The 15,224-nt window shown below is 70.9% G+C and carries 13 protein-coding genes; 9 read left to right on the top strand and 4 right to left on the bottom strand.

Going from position 1 to position 15,224, the window contains the following annotated elements:
• Positions 1-8 precede the first annotated feature (8 nt).
• Entirely contained in the window at positions 9-3,590 is a 3,582-nt protein-coding gene (gene smc / locus JX005_RS09780) for a chromosome segregation protein SMC (RefSeq protein ID WP_214467307.1), read from the top strand.
• 6 nt (positions 3,591-3,596) lie between these two features.
• Here smc and JX005_RS09775 read toward each other — a convergent pair whose 3' ends face one another.
• The gene (locus JX005_RS09775; RefSeq protein WP_214467306.1) at positions 3,597-6,179 is read right to left on the bottom strand and encodes a DUF4062 domain-containing protein; all 2,583 of its coding nucleotides are present in this window, start codon (positions 6,177-6,179) and stop codon (positions 3,597-3,599) included.
• Between the two features lie 54 nt (positions 6,180-6,233).
• Between JX005_RS09775 and ftsY the strand changes: the two genes are divergently transcribed.
• The 3 genes from ftsY (at position 6,234) to JX005_RS09760 (ending at position 8,132) form a co-directional block, all read left to right on the top strand.
• Entirely contained in the window at positions 6,234-7,106 is an 873-nt protein-coding gene (ftsY, locus tag JX005_RS09770) for a signal recognition particle-docking protein FtsY (protein WP_214467305.1), read from the top strand.
• Between the two features lie 89 nt (positions 7,107-7,195).
• Positions 7,196-7,696 (top strand): DUF2004 domain-containing protein, encoded by a 501-nt coding sequence (locus tag JX005_RS09765; RefSeq protein ID WP_214467304.1) that lies wholly within the window; start codon positions 7,196-7,198, stop codon positions 7,694-7,696.
• 4 nt (positions 7,697-7,700) lie between these two features.
• Positions 7,701-8,132, top strand: coding sequence for an MSMEG_6728 family protein (locus tag JX005_RS09760; RefSeq protein WP_214467303.1), 432 nt, complete (start codon positions 7,701-7,703; stop codon positions 8,130-8,132).
• 12 nt (positions 8,133-8,144) lie between these two features.
• On the opposite strand, the gene lipA is transcribed toward JX005_RS09760, so the two are convergent.
• Positions 8,145-9,164 (bottom strand): lipoyl synthase, encoded by a 1,020-nt coding sequence (gene lipA / locus JX005_RS09755; RefSeq protein WP_214467302.1) that lies wholly within the window; start codon positions 9,162-9,164, stop codon positions 8,145-8,147.
• Complete coding sequence (gene lipB / locus JX005_RS09750) at positions 9,161-9,829, bottom strand: lipoyl(octanoyl) transferase LipB (protein WP_307858560.1); 669 nt, start codon at positions 9,827-9,829, stop codon at positions 9,161-9,163. The genes lipA and lipB overlap by 4 nt, the downstream gene beginning before the upstream one ends.
• A 60-nt stretch (positions 9,830-9,889) precedes the next feature.
• On the opposite strand from lipB, the gene JX005_RS09745 reads away from it, so the two are divergent.
• Positions 9,890-10,879, top strand: a complete 990-nt coding sequence (locus JX005_RS09745) for a TetR family transcriptional regulator (protein ID WP_214467300.1) — start codon at positions 9,890-9,892, stop codon at positions 10,877-10,879.
• A 50-nt stretch (positions 10,880-10,929) separates the two neighbouring features.
• Entirely contained in the window at positions 10,930-12,486 is a 1,557-nt protein-coding gene (gene ffh / locus JX005_RS09740) for a signal recognition particle protein (RefSeq protein WP_214467299.1), read from the top strand.
• A gap of 21 nt (positions 12,487-12,507) precedes the next feature.
• Here the strand turns inward: ffh and JX005_RS09735 are convergent, their stop codons facing one another.
• Entirely contained in the window at positions 12,508-13,671 is a 1,164-nt protein-coding gene (locus tag JX005_RS09735) for a glutamate--cysteine ligase (protein WP_214467298.1), read from the bottom strand.
• 194 nt (positions 13,672-13,865) lie between these two features.
• Here JX005_RS09735 and rpsP point away from each other — a divergent pair, with 194 nt between their 5' ends.
• Genes rpsP through rimM form a run of 3 tightly spaced genes read left to right on the top strand, consistent with a single transcriptional unit; the run spans position 13,866 to position 15,181 of the window.
• Positions 13,866-14,291, top strand: coding sequence for a 30S ribosomal protein S16 (gene rpsP / locus JX005_RS09730; protein ID WP_214467297.1), 426 nt, complete (start codon positions 13,866-13,868; stop codon positions 14,289-14,291).
• Positions 14,292-14,295: 4 nt separating this feature from the next.
• On the top strand, positions 14,296-14,526 hold the full coding sequence (locus JX005_RS09725; RefSeq protein ID WP_214467296.1) for an RNA-binding protein: 231 nt from the start codon (positions 14,296-14,298) through the stop codon (positions 14,524-14,526).
• A 1-nt stretch (position 14,527) separates the two neighbouring features.
• The gene (rimM, locus tag JX005_RS09720) at positions 14,528-15,181 is read left to right on the top strand and encodes a ribosome maturation factor RimM (protein WP_214467295.1); all 654 of its coding nucleotides are present in this window, start codon (positions 14,528-14,530) and stop codon (positions 15,179-15,181) included.
• The last annotated feature ends 43 nt before the right edge of the window (positions 15,182-15,224 follow it).

Below are 15,224 nucleotides of genomic sequence, written 5' to 3'. Positions count from 1 at the left end.
GCGAGCACATGCACCTGAAGAGCGTGACGCTCAAAGGGTTCAAGTCGTTCGCGCAGCCGACGACGTTCGCGCTCGAACCCGGCGTGACCTGCATCGTCGGGCCGAACGGCTCGGGCAAGTCGAACGTGGTCGACGCCCTCGCGTGGGTGATGGGCGAGCAAGGTGCCAAGACCCTCCGCGGCGGCAAGATGGAGGATGTCATCTTCGCCGGCACGGCGACGCGCGGCCCGCTCGGCCGCGCGGAGGTGCAGCTCACGATCGACAACAGCGACGGTGCGCTGCCCATCGAGTACGCCGAGGTCACGATCAGCCGGACGCTGTTCCGCAACGGCGCGAGCGAGTACGCGATCAACGGCGAGGTGTGCCGGCTGCTCGACGTGCAGGAGCTCCTGAGCGACTCGGGACTCGGCCGCGAGATGCACGTGATCGTCGGGCAGGGCCGCCTCGACAGCGTGCTGCAGGCCTCGCCCGAAGACCGCCGCGGGTTCATCGAGGAGGCGGCGGGCATCCTCAAGCACCGCCGGCGCAAGGAGAAGACCCTGCGCAAGCTCGAGGCGATGGAGGCGAATCTCACGCGCCTCAGCGACCTCGCCGGCGAGCTCCGGCGCCAGCTGAAGCCGCTCGGCCGCCAGGCCGAGATCGCCCGCGAGGCGGCGACGATCGCCGCGGTGGTGCGCGACGCGAAGGCGCGCCTGTTCGCCGACGAGATCGTCGGCCTGCGCGCGCAGCTCGCCTCGCACACCCACAGCGAGCAGGAGCGCCACGCGGAGCGGCTCGTGCTGCAGGATCAGCTCGAGAACGCGCGCGTGCGGATCGAGCTTCTCGAGGCCCAGCAGCGCTCGGAGGCGGTCGACCAGGCCCGGCGCGTCACGTACGGCCTGGAACGGGTGCAGGAGCGACTGCGCAGCCTGTACGCCCTCGCCGGCCAGCGCCTGGCGCTCCTCGGCGAGGCCGAGGACGACGACCGCATCGAGCTCACCACCGTGTCGCAGGCCATGATCGACGAGGCTCGCGCGGAGATCCAGGACATCGCGGACGGACTCGGCGGTGCTCAGGATGCCGCAGCCGAGGCATCGCGTGACGTCATGCGTGCGCGCGCAGAGCTCGACGCCCTCGACACCGACATCGCCGCCCAGAGCGCCCTCGTCTCCGAGCACGACATGCGCATCACGGCCCTGCGCGGATCGGCCGAGGCTGCCGAGTCCGCCCTGGCTGCGGTCCGCGCGGCTGTCGAACGCCAGCAGCGCGCGCTGGATGCGGCGCTGACCCGCCGCGCGGAAGCCGAGGAGACGCTCGCCGGAGTCGACCCCGATCTCGTTCCCGAGGGGTCGGCCGCCGAGTACGCGGCGGCCTATGAGCGCGCGCAGCGCGACGCCACCGACGCCGAGGCGGAGGTCGGCACCCTCCGCGAGAGGCTGCATGCCGCCGAGCGCGAGGTCGAGGCGCTGACGGCCCAGACCTCGGCGCTCAGCAGGGCGCTCGACGGCCGCAACGCTGCGGCCGAGATCGTCGAGCGGGGCGCGGCGGGCGTGCGCGGTCTGCTCGGCGATGCAGTCAAGATCACCGCCGGCTACGAGGCGGCGATCGCGGCGGCGCTCGGCCCGCTCGTCGAGGGCATCCTCGTCGACAGTCGCTCGCACGCCGTCGACACGGCACGTCTCGTGCGGGACGGCGATCTGGGCGCCGTCGACATCGCGATCGCCGACGCCGGCGCTCCGCGTCCCGTCTTCCCGTCCGTCGCCGGAATCGTGCCTGCGCGCGACGTCGTGTCGGCGCCGGACGGGGTGCTGGGCATCCTGTCGTTCGTCGTCGTAGCGGACGATCTCGACGCTGCCCTGGCGGCTGGTCCGTCGCTCGCCGCAGCCGACGTGGGCGGCCCGGTCACCGTGGTGACGAAGTCGGGCGAGGTTGTCACGGAGTACACCGTGCGCGCGGGATCAGGACAGGGCCGCTCGCGTCTGGAACTGGCGGCCGAGCGGGATGCCGCGGCCCAGCGCCGCGACGAGATCGCCGTGGTGGCCGACTCCCTGCGCGAGGCGCTGTCCGACGCGACGCACGAGCTCGATCGAGCGCGCCAGCGGACCAAGGCTGCCCTGACGACGCTGCGCGAGCACGACGCTGCGCTGGCCGCGCACACCGAGCAGGTCAATCGCGCGACCGTGCGCTACGAAGCCGCCGTCGCCGAGTGCGACCGCCTGGCGGCCGGAGTGGCGCAGGCCGGTGCCGCCGTCGAGGACGCGGAGGCGTCCGCGCGGTCGGCCGGCGATCAGCTGAGGTCGGCGCTGGAAGCGCCGCGCCCGATCCTCGACGCGTCGGCGCGGGACGGGATGCTGGCCGCGCTGGAGGCTGCGCGCGACGGCGAGATGCGGGCGCGCCTCGACGTCGAGACGCTCAAGGAGCGCATCCGCGCCGGCGAGGCGCGCGTGGCGGGGCTGGAGCGCCAGCGCGAGCGCGAGCGCGAGGCGGCTGCCGAAGCCGCTCGCCGCGCGGTCGTGCGCCGCGCGCAGCGGGAGACGGCCGCAGGTGTCGCCGCGCAACTCCCTGCGGTGCTGGATTCCGTCGAGCGGTCGCTGACCCAGGCGCGTCTCGAGCTGGCGCAGGCGGAGTCCGAGCGCACGGCGCTGACCGCCGAGCTCGGCGAGCTGCGCCGTCAGGAGGCGGTCGCCCGGGAGCGGCTGGCAGGACTCACCGAGAGCGTCCACAGTCTCGAGCTGCAGATTCACGAGAAGCGCCTGCACGTGACCGGGATCCTCGAACGGGTCAGCTCCGAGCTCGGGCTCGACGAGAACATTCTCGTTTCGGAATATGGTCCCGACCAGCCGGTTCCGGTCGATATCGCGTCCGGCGCAGGCGCCGAGGCTGAGGCGGGCGGGGAGGGTGAGACCGAGACCGAGGCTGACGCCGAGGCCGAGGCATCCGTCCCCTACGACCGCGCGCAGCAGCGCAAGCGGCTGCAGGAGGCCGAGCGCAAGCTGACCCAGCTGGGCCGGGTGAATCCGCTCGCCCTCGAGGAGTTCGCCGCGCTCGAGCAGCGTCACAAGTTCCTCACCGAGCAGCTCGCCGACCTCACCCAGACGCGCAAGGACCTCATCACGATCATCGAAGAGCTCGACGAGCGGATGCAGGTGATCTTCCTCGCCGCCTTCGAGGACACCAAGACCGCCTTCGGCGAGGTGTTCCCGATCCTCTTCCCGGGCGGCTCGGGCAGCATCTCGCTGACGAATCCGGACGAGCCTCTGACGACCGGTATCGAGGTGGCCGTGCGCCCGGTCGGGAAGAAGATCGAACGGCTCTCGCTGCTGTCCGGCGGCGAGCGGTCGCTCGCGGCGGTCGCCCTGCTCACAGCGATCTTCAAAGCGCGTCCCAGCCCGTTCTACATCCTCGACGAGGTCGAGGCCGCGCTCGACGACGCCAACCTCGGCCGCCTGCTCGGGGTGTTCGAGCAGCTGCGCGAGTCGAGCCAGCTCATCGTCATCACGCACCAGAAGCGCACGATGGAGATCGCCGACGCCCTCTACGGAGTCTCGATGCGCCAGGACGGCGTGTCGGCGGTGGTCGGCCAGCGGCTGGCGGAGCGCGCCGCGAGCTGACAGCCGCTAGGCGCCGACGGCCTCGCGCACCATCGCCAGGGCCTCGGTCATGCGGAGCGCCGTGCCCGCTTCGTACGCGCGATCCCACTCGGCGGGATCGACCGCCTCACGGGCGCGCCGGCGGAGGTCCTCCTCGTCGCGGCGGGAGTTCGGCCAGGGAGCCACACCCGTGCGCCGACGGAGCCCGTCGATCGCGCCGAGCGCCGTCACCGCTGATGCGGCACGGTCCTCGGTGAGCGCGAGGTCGCCGTAGGCCGCCAGGATGAGGCTGGCCGAGAGCGTGACCGTGCGCTCGTCGTCGAGGCGGGTGAGCAGCCGGCGCAGGCGATCGCGCGCAGCCTCGGTCGCGCCCGAGCGGAGGTCCATGATCGCGAGCTGCGTGAGACCGGCGGCGGTGAGCCATTGGATGCCGAGCCGGCCGCCGTATTCGTCCACTTTGATGAGATGCCGCCGGGCGGTGTCGTCCTCGCCGAGTGCCATGCCGACCATGCCGATCGTCAGAGCGGCCGCGGCGCCGAAGACGTCGCCGCGCGAGCTGAATCCCGCATACGCCGACTTCGCGACCTCGAGCGCGCCGGTCAGGTCGCCGCGAAGCGGCCGCACCCAGGAGTCTGCGAGCAGCAGCGCATCACGCAACTCCGGATCGTCGAGTCCGTCCAGCCGCCGCACGATCGCATCCGCCGCGCTGAGGGCCGCGTCGTCGTCGCCCACCTCGGTGGACGTGACGGCGATGGTGAACAGCAGCTCCGTCTGGGCGCGCTCGTCGAGGTCGCCGGGGCGCATCACGCGCTGCAGTTCACCCGCGAGACCCCGCGCCTCCGACATCCGGTCGTAGATCTGCCAGTACAGCCACAGCGCGCGGAAGAGATGGGGCAGCCGGGTGATGTCGTGCGTGAAGAACCAGCGGATCGCCGCGCGCACGTTGTCCTCGTCGCGGTGCAGCCTTTCACCCCACGCCGACCGGTCGGCGGCGTCGATGTCGCTCTCGGCCAGCGCGGCGAAGAAGCCGGCGTGGCGCTGCTCCGCCTCGTCTCGGTCCTGGCCGGTCAGCAGCTCGGCCGCGTACTCGCGCACCGCGGTGAGCATTCGGAAGCGCGGCTCGCCGTCGCCGAGCGTGACCACCGCGAGGCTGTTCCCGACGAGCTGGTCGAGCAGCTCCAGGGCGGCGTCCTCGTCCAGGCCGGCCACCGCGGCGGCCGCCGGAACGGTCCAGCCGCCGACGAAGACGGACAGCTGTGCGAGCAGACGACGCTCTTCCTCGCCGAGCAGGCCGATGCTCCACTCGACGGTGGCCCGCAGACCGCGCTGGCGCTCCGGCAGATCGACGGGTCCGCTGCCGAGCGCGTCCAGCACGTTCTCGAGCCGCGCCAGCACCGCGGGGGGATCGAGCAGGCGCGTTCGGGCGGCCGCGAGCTCGATCGCGAGCGGCAGGCCGTCGAGCCGCCGGCAGATCTCGACCACCGCTCCGAGACTGCGGGGAGTCGGATCCACGCGGCGGCCGACCGCGCCGGCGCGGTCGAGGAAGAGCTGGACGGCGGGCAGTCGCAGGGCCTCCTCGACGTCCACGCGGTCGCCGCGATCCGTGCCGGTCTCGAGGGGCGTGAGCACGACCTCGTGCTCGGCGCGCAACCGCAGCGCGATGCGGCTGGTCGCCATGATCCGAAGCTCGGGACAGGCCGACAGCAGGGCGTCGAGGTCGGGGGCGACGGCGGCCACCTGCTCGAGATTGTCGAGGATCAGCACGGTCGGACGCGCGCTGAAATGGTCGACGAGGATCTCGCGCGTGGAGCGCGTGCCCTCGATCACGACGTCGGTGGCCGCGGCGATGCGGGGCAGCACTTCGCCCTCGCCGGACGCGTCGGCCAACGGCACGAACACCACCGGAGGGGGCGCGACCTCCGCGAGAGCCTCGCCGACGGCGACCGCCACGCGCGTCTTCCCCATCCCACCCGGTCCGGTCACCGTCACCAGGCGCACGTCCGGAGTCCGCATCATCGCCACGATCGCCGCGACCTCGTCCTCGCGCCCGACGAGCGACGTCGCGGGAACGGGGAGCGTCCGCCGTGGCGCAGCGGCGGCCTGCTGCGGCGGATCGGCGGGTCGCGCGCTGCTGACGAACCGCTCGCTGAGCAGCAGCGCGAGATCGTCGCGCACGAGCCGGCCGAGCTCGCGCGTGCTGCGAAACGTGCGGTACGCGTCCGTCCCCTGTGCGCGGATCTCATCGAGCATCGCCTCGAGCCGGGGCTGCCGCTCCGGTGCCGGCGCTTTCAGGTAGAGGAGCCTCGGGCGTCCGCCGGAGAGGCGGAACTCGTCCTCGAGGCCCGAGATGTCCATTCCCGGCCCCACCCAGCCGTAGCTCTCCCAGTACAGCCCGATGAACACGTCGGACTGCGCGAGGTAGGCGCGGTAGAGCTCCTGCGGCGGGTGCGGGCGCGCCCCGAGCTCGAACATCACCGGAGCGAGGCCGAGCGAGGTGATCGCGCGGGCGACGGCGCCGCGCTCCTCGGCGAGTTCCGCCAGTGTGGAGCTCACGAACACGCGCAGTCGCTGGTCCGGCGTGCGGATGACCGCGCTCTCCTCGGGCGACATGCCCTCATCATGCCGTGAACGCGGGCCCGCCGCGCGGTGAATAGGCTGGACCCCATGGCTGAAAGCTCCTGGTCGCTCGGTCGCGCGCTGCGCGGGATGTTCGTCAAGCCCACGATCGACGAGACCACGTGGGAGGACCTCGAGACGGCGCTCATCACCGCCGACTTCGGGCCCGACATCTCCGAGCGCATCGTCGACGAGCTGCGGGAGAAGGTGGACCGCTTCCGCACCACCGACCCGAAGGACCTGCAGCGCATGCTGAAGGAGACCCTCGAAGAGCACTTCGCCAAGTTCGACACGACGCTACGCCTGACGGAGCGTCCCGCGGTCGTGCTCGTGGTCGGTGTCAACGGCGTCGGCAAGACCACCACCATCGGAAAGTTCGCGAAGTTCCTTCAGCGGTACGGGCGCTCTGTCGTCGTGGGCGCGGCCGACACCTTCCGCGCCGCCGCCGTCGACCAGCTGGCGACCTGGGCGGAGCGCGGCGGGGCCGACATCGTCCGCCCGCAGCAGGAGGGGCAGGATCCGGCATCCGTCGCCTTCCAGACGATCGACTACGCGAAGCGCACCGGTACCGAGATCGTGCTCGTCGACACCGCCGGCCGTCTGCACACGAAGGGCGGGCTCATGGACGAGCTCACCAAGATCCGGCGCGTGATCGAGAAGCAGGCGCCCATCAGCGAGGTGCTGCTCGTGCTCGACGCCACGACCGGGCAGAACGGTGTCATGCAGGCGCAGGCCTTCCTCGAGCACGCCGGGGTCACCGGCCTCGTCCTCACGAAGCTCGACGGCTCGGCGAAGGGCGGCTTCGTCCTCGCGGTCCAGGAGCGCACCGGCATCCCCGTGAAGCTGCTCGGCCAGGGCGAGGGGATCGGCGACCTCACCGGCTTCACCCCCCACGTCTTCGCGGCCTCGCTCGTCGACTGAGAGCCGCTTTCGACGTCGCTTCTGCAACGGATCCGCGCGACGCGCCGCGAGGGCTACCGTCTGAGCGCGGAGGCTGGTTTCATGGGTGAATGGCGATCGAGCACGACTATTTCGGACTCCTCGAGTCGGGGCCGGACGGGTCGATCTTCTGGTCCGAGAACGTCGAACTGGGAGATCAGTCCGTGACGGTCGATCTCACCGCGCCCGATCAGGACGACGTCTCGGAGGCCGCGCTCGACGTCGCCGCCGGACTCATCTCGGCGATCGAGGACATCGACCGCAGCGCGCGCAACTCGATGGTCGACGAGCTGAGCGATCGCACGAGCGAGGTGACGGAGTACATCCTCCAGCAGCAGGATTCCCTCGGTGACGAGCTCGAGGAGCTCCTGGTCGACATCTCCGGCGACGTGCACATCGACGTGATCCGCTCGCTGCAGCTCATGAGCATGACGATCCTCGCCGATGAGCACGGCGGGTCCGACCCGTTCGCCGTGCTGGAATACGCGCTCGACCCCGACGCGACCGACGACGTGCTGCTGGTGAACCTCAACTCCGAGGGCGGGGTGCTGTCGGTCACCAGCGCCGAGTGACCGGGTGCAGACCTTCCTGCCATACCCCTCGTTCGCGCGATCGGCCGCCGCGCTCGATCCGGCGCGGCTCGGCAAGCAGCGGGTCGAGACGCTGCAGCTGCTGCGCGCCAATACGGTTCCGGGCTACGGGTGGCGCCATCACCCCGCGGCGAAGATGTGGGCGGGCCGCCTGCCGGCGCTCGTCTCGTACGGGCTGGCGATGACGGATGCCTGGACCGCGCTCGGACGCCCCGACACGGTTCGCCCGCAGCTGCTCGAATTCGCGCCCGACGTGGACGGAGTGCCGCAGGACGACATCGAGATGCCGCGATGGCTGGGCGACGCGGCCTTCCATCTCGCGCACCGCTCCAACCTCGTGCGCAAGGACCCAGGGTTCTACCGTCCGCTGTTCGGCGGCATCCCCGACGATCTGCCGTACATCTGGCCCACCCCGTGAAGCGCTGACAACCTAGACGGCCTGGGCAAACCCGAGCTCCGCGGCTTCGGCGATGTGCGCGAGGTGGGGAGGGATCTCGCGGCCCTTCGACACCATCGACTGCGCCCACAGGCGCCCGGCACGGTACGAGGACCGCACGAGCGGACCGGCGAGGACGCCGAGGAATCCGATGCGCTCGGCCTCCTCCTTGAACTCGACGAACTCCTGCGGCTTGACCCAGCGGGCGACGGGGAGGTGCCGGGGCGACGGCCGAAGGTACTGGGTGATGGTGATGATGTCGGTGCCCGCGTCGTGGAGGTCCTGCAGGGCCTGGACGACCTCCTCGGGCTCCTCACCCATGCCGAGGATGAGGTTCGACTTCGTGATGAGCCCCGCGGTGCGCGCCTGCGTGAGCACGTCGAGCGACCGCTCGTAGCGGAACGCCGGACGGATGCGCTTGAAGATGCGCGGCACCGTCTCGACATTGTGGGCGAACACCTCGGGGCGACTGTCGAACACCTCGCCCAGGAGCGACGGGTCGCCGTTGAAGTCGGTCGCGAGGATCTCGACGCCCGTGTTCGGGTTCATGGCGTGGATCTGCCGCACGGTCTCGGCGTGCAGCCAGGCGCCGCCGTCGGGCAGGTCGTCGCGCGCGACGCCCGTCACGGTGGCGTAGCGCAGGTTCATCCGCACCACGCTCTCGGCCACGCGGCGGGGCTCGTCCATGTCGTAGTCGGCGGGCTTGCCCGTGTCGATCTGGCAGAAGTCGCACCGGCGCGTGCACTGCGAGCCGCCGATGAGGAACGTCGCCTCGCGGTCCTCCCAGCACTCGTAGATGTTGGGGCAACCGGCCTCCTGGCAGACCGTGTGCAGCTCCTCGGTCTTCACGAGGGCGTGGAGAGCCTGATACTCCGGCCCCATCTTCGCCTTCGTCTTGATCCACTCCGGCTTGCGCTCGATCGGCGTCTGCGCGTTGCGCACCTCCAGGCGCAGCAGCTTCCGCCCGTCCGGCCCGCTGCCCGGTGCCACGCCGCCCGTGCCGCACGCGCTCATGCCGCGACCTCGCTTGCGTACTCGACCCGGAACGCCTCCGCCACAGTGTCGACGACGTCGCGGGGGGCGACGTCGGCGCCGACCACCTCGCTGATCGTGGTCACGCCGGCATCCGTGATCCCGCACGGGATGATGCCGCGGAACCCGGCGAGCGTGTTGTCGCAGTTCAGCGCGAAGCCGTGCATGGTCACGCCGCGCTGCACCCGCACGCCGATGGCGGCGATCTTGTCCTCCCCGAGGGGCCGCCTGACCCACACGCCGCTGCGCCCTTCGACCCGGTAGCCGTCGACGCCGTGGCCGCGGAGCACCTCGATCAGCACGTGCTCCAGCCGGCGGACGTGGGCCACGACGTCGACCGGTTCGGCGAGCCTCACGATCGGATAGCCCACCAGCTGACCGGGCCCGTGCCACGTGATCTTGCCGCCCCGGTCGACGTCGACGACGGGCGTGCCGTCGGTCGGGCGCTCGTGCCGCGCGGTGCGGGCGCCGGCGGTGTAGACCGGGTCGTGCTCGAGGAGAAGCAGGGTGTCGGGGCGGGCTCCGGCGACGATCTCGGCGTGGATGCTGCGCTGGAGCGCCCACCCGTCGAGGTAGGGGACATAGTCGGGGGAGAGGCCCACCGTCTCGATCGCGAGCATCGTGCTCCTTCGCTTATGGCGATTGATGGATTGCGTCCAACATTATGCCACTGACGCGTCGGGGCCATGCCCGCTAGCGTGTCGTGGATGAGCAGCACCGGGCGCGTGGGAAGACCGAAGGCCTCATCGAAGGAGACCCTGGCCGAGGCAGCGTGCGAGCTCTTCCTCGAGCAGGGCTTCGAGGCCACGTCGATCGCCGACATCACGTCGCGTGCGGGTGTGAGCCGGTCGAGCTTCTTCAACTACTTCGCCTCCAAGTCCGACATCCTGTGGGCCGGCCTCGACGAGCGGCTCGCAGGCCTCGAGGAGCGACTGGCGACGGATCGGGGAGCGGATGCCGCGGCCGGCGTCCGTGCCGCGGTTCTCTCCCTCGGCTCCGAGTTCGCACCGGACAGCCTCGCGCTCGCCATCGTCAACGCCACCGCGATGGGCCTCGATACGGAGCTCGACCGCGAAGGGGCACTGCGCCGCACCCGCGTCAGCCGGGCGGTCGCCGACCGTCTCGCGCGCGGCGGAGCCGACAGGCTGCACGCGGAGGTGGCGGGTGCGGCCTGGGGCGGCGCAGTCCTCGCCGCCGTCGAGGCATGGGCGCACGACGGGGCAGGCGTCACCTCGCTCGAGCGCTTCCTCTCCCGCGGCGCCGACGCGGCCGGCACCATCGCGCCGACACCCGCAGCGGGCGAAGTGCGGCAGCTGCGTGTCGTCGTGCGCGCCCCCGACTTCGACGAGGCGCTCGCCTTCTACCGCGACGTCGTCGGCATGCCGCAGTCCGAGGCGTACGAGGCGGAGGGCGGGGCGCGGGTGGCCATCCTCGACGCCGGACGCGCGACGCTCGAGCTGTCCAACCCCGCTCAGGTCGACTTCATCGACCGCGTCGAGACCGACGGCGTCACCAGCGACCGCATCCGGCTGGCGCTGGAGGTCGGCGACGCCGCGGCTGCGACGGAGCGCCTCGAGGCCGCGGGCGCCGAGGTCGAGGCATCCGCTCGCCAGACGCCCTGGCGCTCGATCAACGCGCGCCTGCGGGGTCCTGCCGGTCTGCAGCTGACGCTCTTCCAGGAACTCGGACCCGAGTGAGCCGGAGCGGCGCCGGGGCGAGGCATCCGCTCACGTAGAATCGGGGGATCATGGCGACTTTCGGCACCCTCTCCGACCGGCTCACCGAGACCTTCCGCAACCTCCGCAAGAAGGGGCAGCTCACGCCCGCGGACGTCGACGGCACTGTCCGCGAGATCCGTCGCGCGCTGCTCGACGCCGACGTGGCCCTGCCCGTCGTCAAGGAGTTCACCGCCAAGGTGCGCGAGCGCGCCCTCGGCGACGAGGTCAACCGGGCGCTCAACCCCGCCCAGCAGGTCGTGCAGATCGTCAACGAGGAGCTCGTCGCGATCCTCGGCGGCCAGCAGCGTCGCCTGCAGTTCGCGAAGAACCCGCCGACGGTCATCATGCTCGCGGGCCTCCAGGGGTCGGGCAAGACGACCTTCGCCGGCAAGCTCGCGCACCAGCTCGAGAAGGACGGCCACACGCCCCTCCTCATCGCCGCCGACCTCCAGCGTCCCAACGCGGTGAACCAGCTGCAGGTCGTCGCCGAGCGCGCCGGCGCCGCGATCTACGCGCCCGAGCCGGGCAACGGCATCGGCGACCCGGTTCGCGTGGCGCGCGAGGGCGTCGAGGTCGCGCGCCGCCAGCAGCACGACGTGGTGATCATCGACACCGCCGGACGCCTCGGCGTCGACGCTGAGCTGATGAAGCAGGCCGCCGACATCCGCACGGCGACCGATCCCGACGAGGTCCTCTTCGTCATCGACGCCATGATCGGCCAGGACGCCGTCAACACGGCGAAGGCCTTCCAGGACGGCGTCGACTTCACCGGCGTCGTGCTGTCCAAGCTCGACGGCGATGCGCGAGGCGGCGCCGCGCTGTCGGTCGCGTCGGTCACCGGCCGCCCCATCATCTACGCGTCGACCGGCGAAGGACTCGACGACCTCGAGGCCTTCCACCCCGACCGCATGGCGAGCCGCATCCTCGACCTCGGCGACATCCTGACCCTCATCGAGCAGGCCCAGCAGGCCTTCGACGAGGACGAGGCCATGAAGATGGCCGAGAAGCTCGCCACGGAGAGCTTCACGCTCGAGGACTTCCTCGAGCAGATGCAGCAGATGAAGAAGATGGGCTCCATGAAGAAGATGCTCGGGATGCTCCCGGGCATGGGGTCCATGAAGGATCAGCTCGAGAACTTCGACGAGCGCGAGATCGACCGCACCGAGGCCATCATCCGCTCCATGACGCCGGGGGAGCGCCGCAACCCCAAGGTGCTCAACGGTTCCCGGCGACTGCGCATCGCCCGCGGCTCGGGCGTGACGGTGACGGAGGTCAATCAGCTGGTGCAGCGCTTCGACCAGGCCGCGAAGATGATGAAGACCGTCGCCCGCGGCGGCGTTCCCAACATCCCCGGCATGGGTCCGATCCCGGGCGGAGGGCGCCCCGGCGCCTCTTCGAAGCGCGGGAAGCAGCAGAAGGCCAAGGGCTCGCGCTCAGGCAACCCGGCCAAGCGCGCCGCCGAGAACGCCGGCATCGCCGCGGCTCCCGCGACGCCGACGGGGTCGGGCTTCGGTCTGGGCGGTGCGAAGGGGGTCCCGAGCGAGGCCGATCTCGCCGAGCTCCAGAAGCTGCTCGGCAAGGGCTGATCGGCCGCTCCCGGGACCCGGTCAGCGACCGAGCTGTGCGAGGTGATCTCGGAGCGTCGGACCTGACCGGAACTCCCGGATGAGGTGCTGCACGACCTCGCGCAGATCCCCGTCGGCGGCATCCGCGACCACCAGCTGGCGTGCGTAACTGGCTCCCTGGCTCAGGATCGTCTCGATTCCCGCCAGCTCCCGCGAGCACTTGAGCTCGACGGCGATGTCCTCCAGTTCTGCGAGCTTCTCGCGGATGTGCTCCGTCACCGGCACCTGCGTGCCCTCGCGGTCGATGATCACGCGGGCGTCGAGCCCGTACCGGGCCGCGCGCCACTTGTTCTCGCGGACGAACCACGGCTGCAGCGTGACCAGCTCGCGGCCCTCGTCGAGTTCCCGTGAGAAGTGCTCGACCAGCGCCTGGATCAGCGCTGCGAGCGCCGCCAGCTCGGGCAGCGTCGACATGCCGTCGCACGCGCGCACTTCGATCGTGCCCCAGCGCGGGGCCGGGCGGATGTCCCAGCGCACCTCGGTCGCGTCGGCCATCACCCCGGTTCCGACGAGGTCGTCGAGGTAGCCCTCGAACTGGCTCCAGGTGTCGAGCGGCCAGGGCAGGCCGGCGGTCGGCAGCTGCTGGAAGACGAGCGAGCGATTGGAGGCGTAGCCGGTGCGCTCGCCCGCCCAGAACGGGCTCGAGGCCGACAGCGCCTGCAGATGGGGGAGATAGACGGTGAGGGCGTTGATGATCGGGAAGACCTTGTTGACGTCGTCCACGCCGACATGCACGTGGATGCCCCAGATCATCATGTTGCGACCCCACCACTGCGTGCGCTCGATGAGCTTGTTGTAGCGGGTCTTGTCGGTGACCTTCTGATCGAACCACTGCGCGAACGGGTGGCTCCCGGCGCACAGCAGCTCGACGTCGAGAGGGTCGCTGACCTTGCGCACCGCCGCGATCGCATCCGCGATGTCGTCGACGGCGGCGGCCACCGTGCCGCCGATCCCGCTGGTCACCTCGACGGTGTTCGTGAGCAGCTCGCCGGTGACGGTGTAGCGCTCGAGGGCGGTGGGCTCTTCCAGCTCCTGCAGGATCTCGGGCGCCCGGGGCGCGAGATCTCCCGTCGTTCCATCGGCGAGCATGAGCTCCCACTCCAGGCCAACGGACGAGCGGGTGGATGTCGCGAAGGGCACCGTCATTCGCACAGTCTGGCATGAGGGCATCCGCAGCTCGGGTGTTCGCGGCAGGCCGCGTCATCTGGCAGAATAGAACGCTGGATCACCCGCTCGACCCTCTATCCAGCGCGGAGATCCTCCCTTCAGAGCTTCCGCCGGGTGTGCACCCCACTCCCCAGGCGATGGGTTCAATCACTTTCCACACATTCAGGAGAATCGTGGCTGTCAAGATCCGTCTCAAGCGACTCGGCAAGATCCGTGCGCCGTACTACCGCATCGTCGTGGCCGACTCGCGCACCAAGCGCGATGGTCGTGTCATCGAGGAGATCGGCAAGTACCACCCCACCGAGGAGCCCTCGTTCATCGAGGTCGACTCCGAGCGTGCGCAGTACTGGCTCAGCGTCGGCGCCCAGCCGACCGAGCAGGTCGCCGCGCTGCTCAAGCTCACGGGCGACTGGGGCAAGTTCAAGGGCGACAAGGACGCCGTCTCGACGGTGAAGGTCCGCGAGCCGAAGGCCGACTTCGAGATCGACTCCTCGAAGAAGTCCGTCGTCAAGCCCAAGGCCGAGAAGAAGGCGGAGGCGCCCGCAGAGGCTCCGGCCGCCGAGGCGACCGACGAGGTCGCCGCCGAGTCCGCCGAGTAATCCGTTGCTCGCCGCCGCGCTCGAGCACGTCGTCAAGGGGATCGTCGATCACCCGGACGCCGTGCGCATCGACTCGTCCACGTCGCCTCGCGGTGACGTGCTCGAGGTCCACGTCCACCCCGAAGACCGGGGTCGCGTGATCGGGCGCGGCGGCCGCACGGCCAAAGCCCTGCGCACTCTCATCGGAGCGCTCGCCGACGGCAGGCGCGTCCGCGTCGACGTCGCGGACGACTGAGGTGGCAGAAGACACCACCGGCGCGAACGCCGACTCCGCGTCGAAGAGCCCCGCACCGGCGCCGTCCGGCAAGACGCAGCTGCGCGTCGGGCGCCTCGTCAAGGCCCACGGTCTCAAGGGCGCGATCAAGCTCGAGCTCTACACCGACGACCCCGAGGGTCGCTTCGTGCCCGGAGCCACCTTCACCCTGCAGGTTCCCGAGTCCTCGCCGTGGCACGGGAAACCGCTGACCGTCCGCGAGTTCCGCTGGATGAACACCCACCCCGTGGCGTTCTTCGAGGGCGTCGACGACCGCGACGCCGCCGAGGGCCTCATCCGCGCGATCCTGTGGATCGACCAGGACACCGAGGCGCCGTCGGCGGAGGACGACGCGTGGTTCGATCACCAGCTCGTCGGCCTCGACGTGGTGCGCGACGGCGCGACCGTCGGCCGGGTCATCCGCGTCGACCACATGCCGGCGCAGGACCTCCTGATCGTCCGCACCCCCGGCGACGACGAGGTGCTCGTCCCGTTCGTCAAGGCGATCGTTCCCGAGGTCGACATCCCCGCCGGCCGCCTGGTGGTCACTCCGCCCCCCGGCCTGTTCGAGGAGATCCCCGGCGACGACAACACCCCGGCCGCGCCGGACGACGACGCCGAGTCCGCACAGGACTGATGCCGCAGGCAGGGCGCGGCATCCGCTCACTGTCCTTTCCTCC

The sequence above is a fragment of the Microbacterium flavescens genome (assembly GCF_018588945.1).
Taxonomy (GTDB): domain Bacteria; phylum Actinomycetota; class Actinomycetes; order Actinomycetales; family Microbacteriaceae; genus Microbacterium; species Microbacterium flavescens.
This window is presented reverse-complemented; position numbering and strand designations above follow the sequence as displayed.

Coding starts and splice junctions, on each gene's coding strand:
- lipA (WP_214467302.1), bottom strand. CDS start 9,164: ATGAGCGCGTGCGGCACGGGCGGCGTGGCACCGGGCAGCGGGCCGGAC.
- smc (WP_214467307.1), top strand. CDS start 9: ATGCACCTGAAGAGCGTGACGCTCAAAGGGTTCAAGTCGTTCGCGCAG.
- ftsY (WP_214467305.1), top strand. CDS start 6,234: ATGGCTGAAAGCTCCTGGTCGCTCGGTCGCGCGCTGCGCGGGATGTTC.
- ffh (WP_214467299.1), top strand. CDS start 10,930: ATGGCGACTTTCGGCACCCTCTCCGACCGGCTCACCGAGACCTTCCGC.
- JX005_RS09735 (WP_214467298.1), bottom strand. CDS start 13,671: ATGACGGTGCCCTTCGCGACATCCACCCGCTCGTCCGTTGGCCTGGAG.
- JX005_RS09765 (WP_214467304.1), top strand. CDS start 7,196: ATGGCGATCGAGCACGACTATTTCGGACTCCTCGAGTCGGGGCCGGAC.
- JX005_RS09745 (WP_214467300.1), top strand. CDS start 9,890: ATGAGCAGCACCGGGCGCGTGGGAAGACCGAAGGCCTCATCGAAGGAG.
- JX005_RS09775 (WP_214467306.1), bottom strand. CDS start 6,179: ATGTCGCCCGAGGAGAGCGCGGTCATCCGCACGCCGGACCAGCGACTG.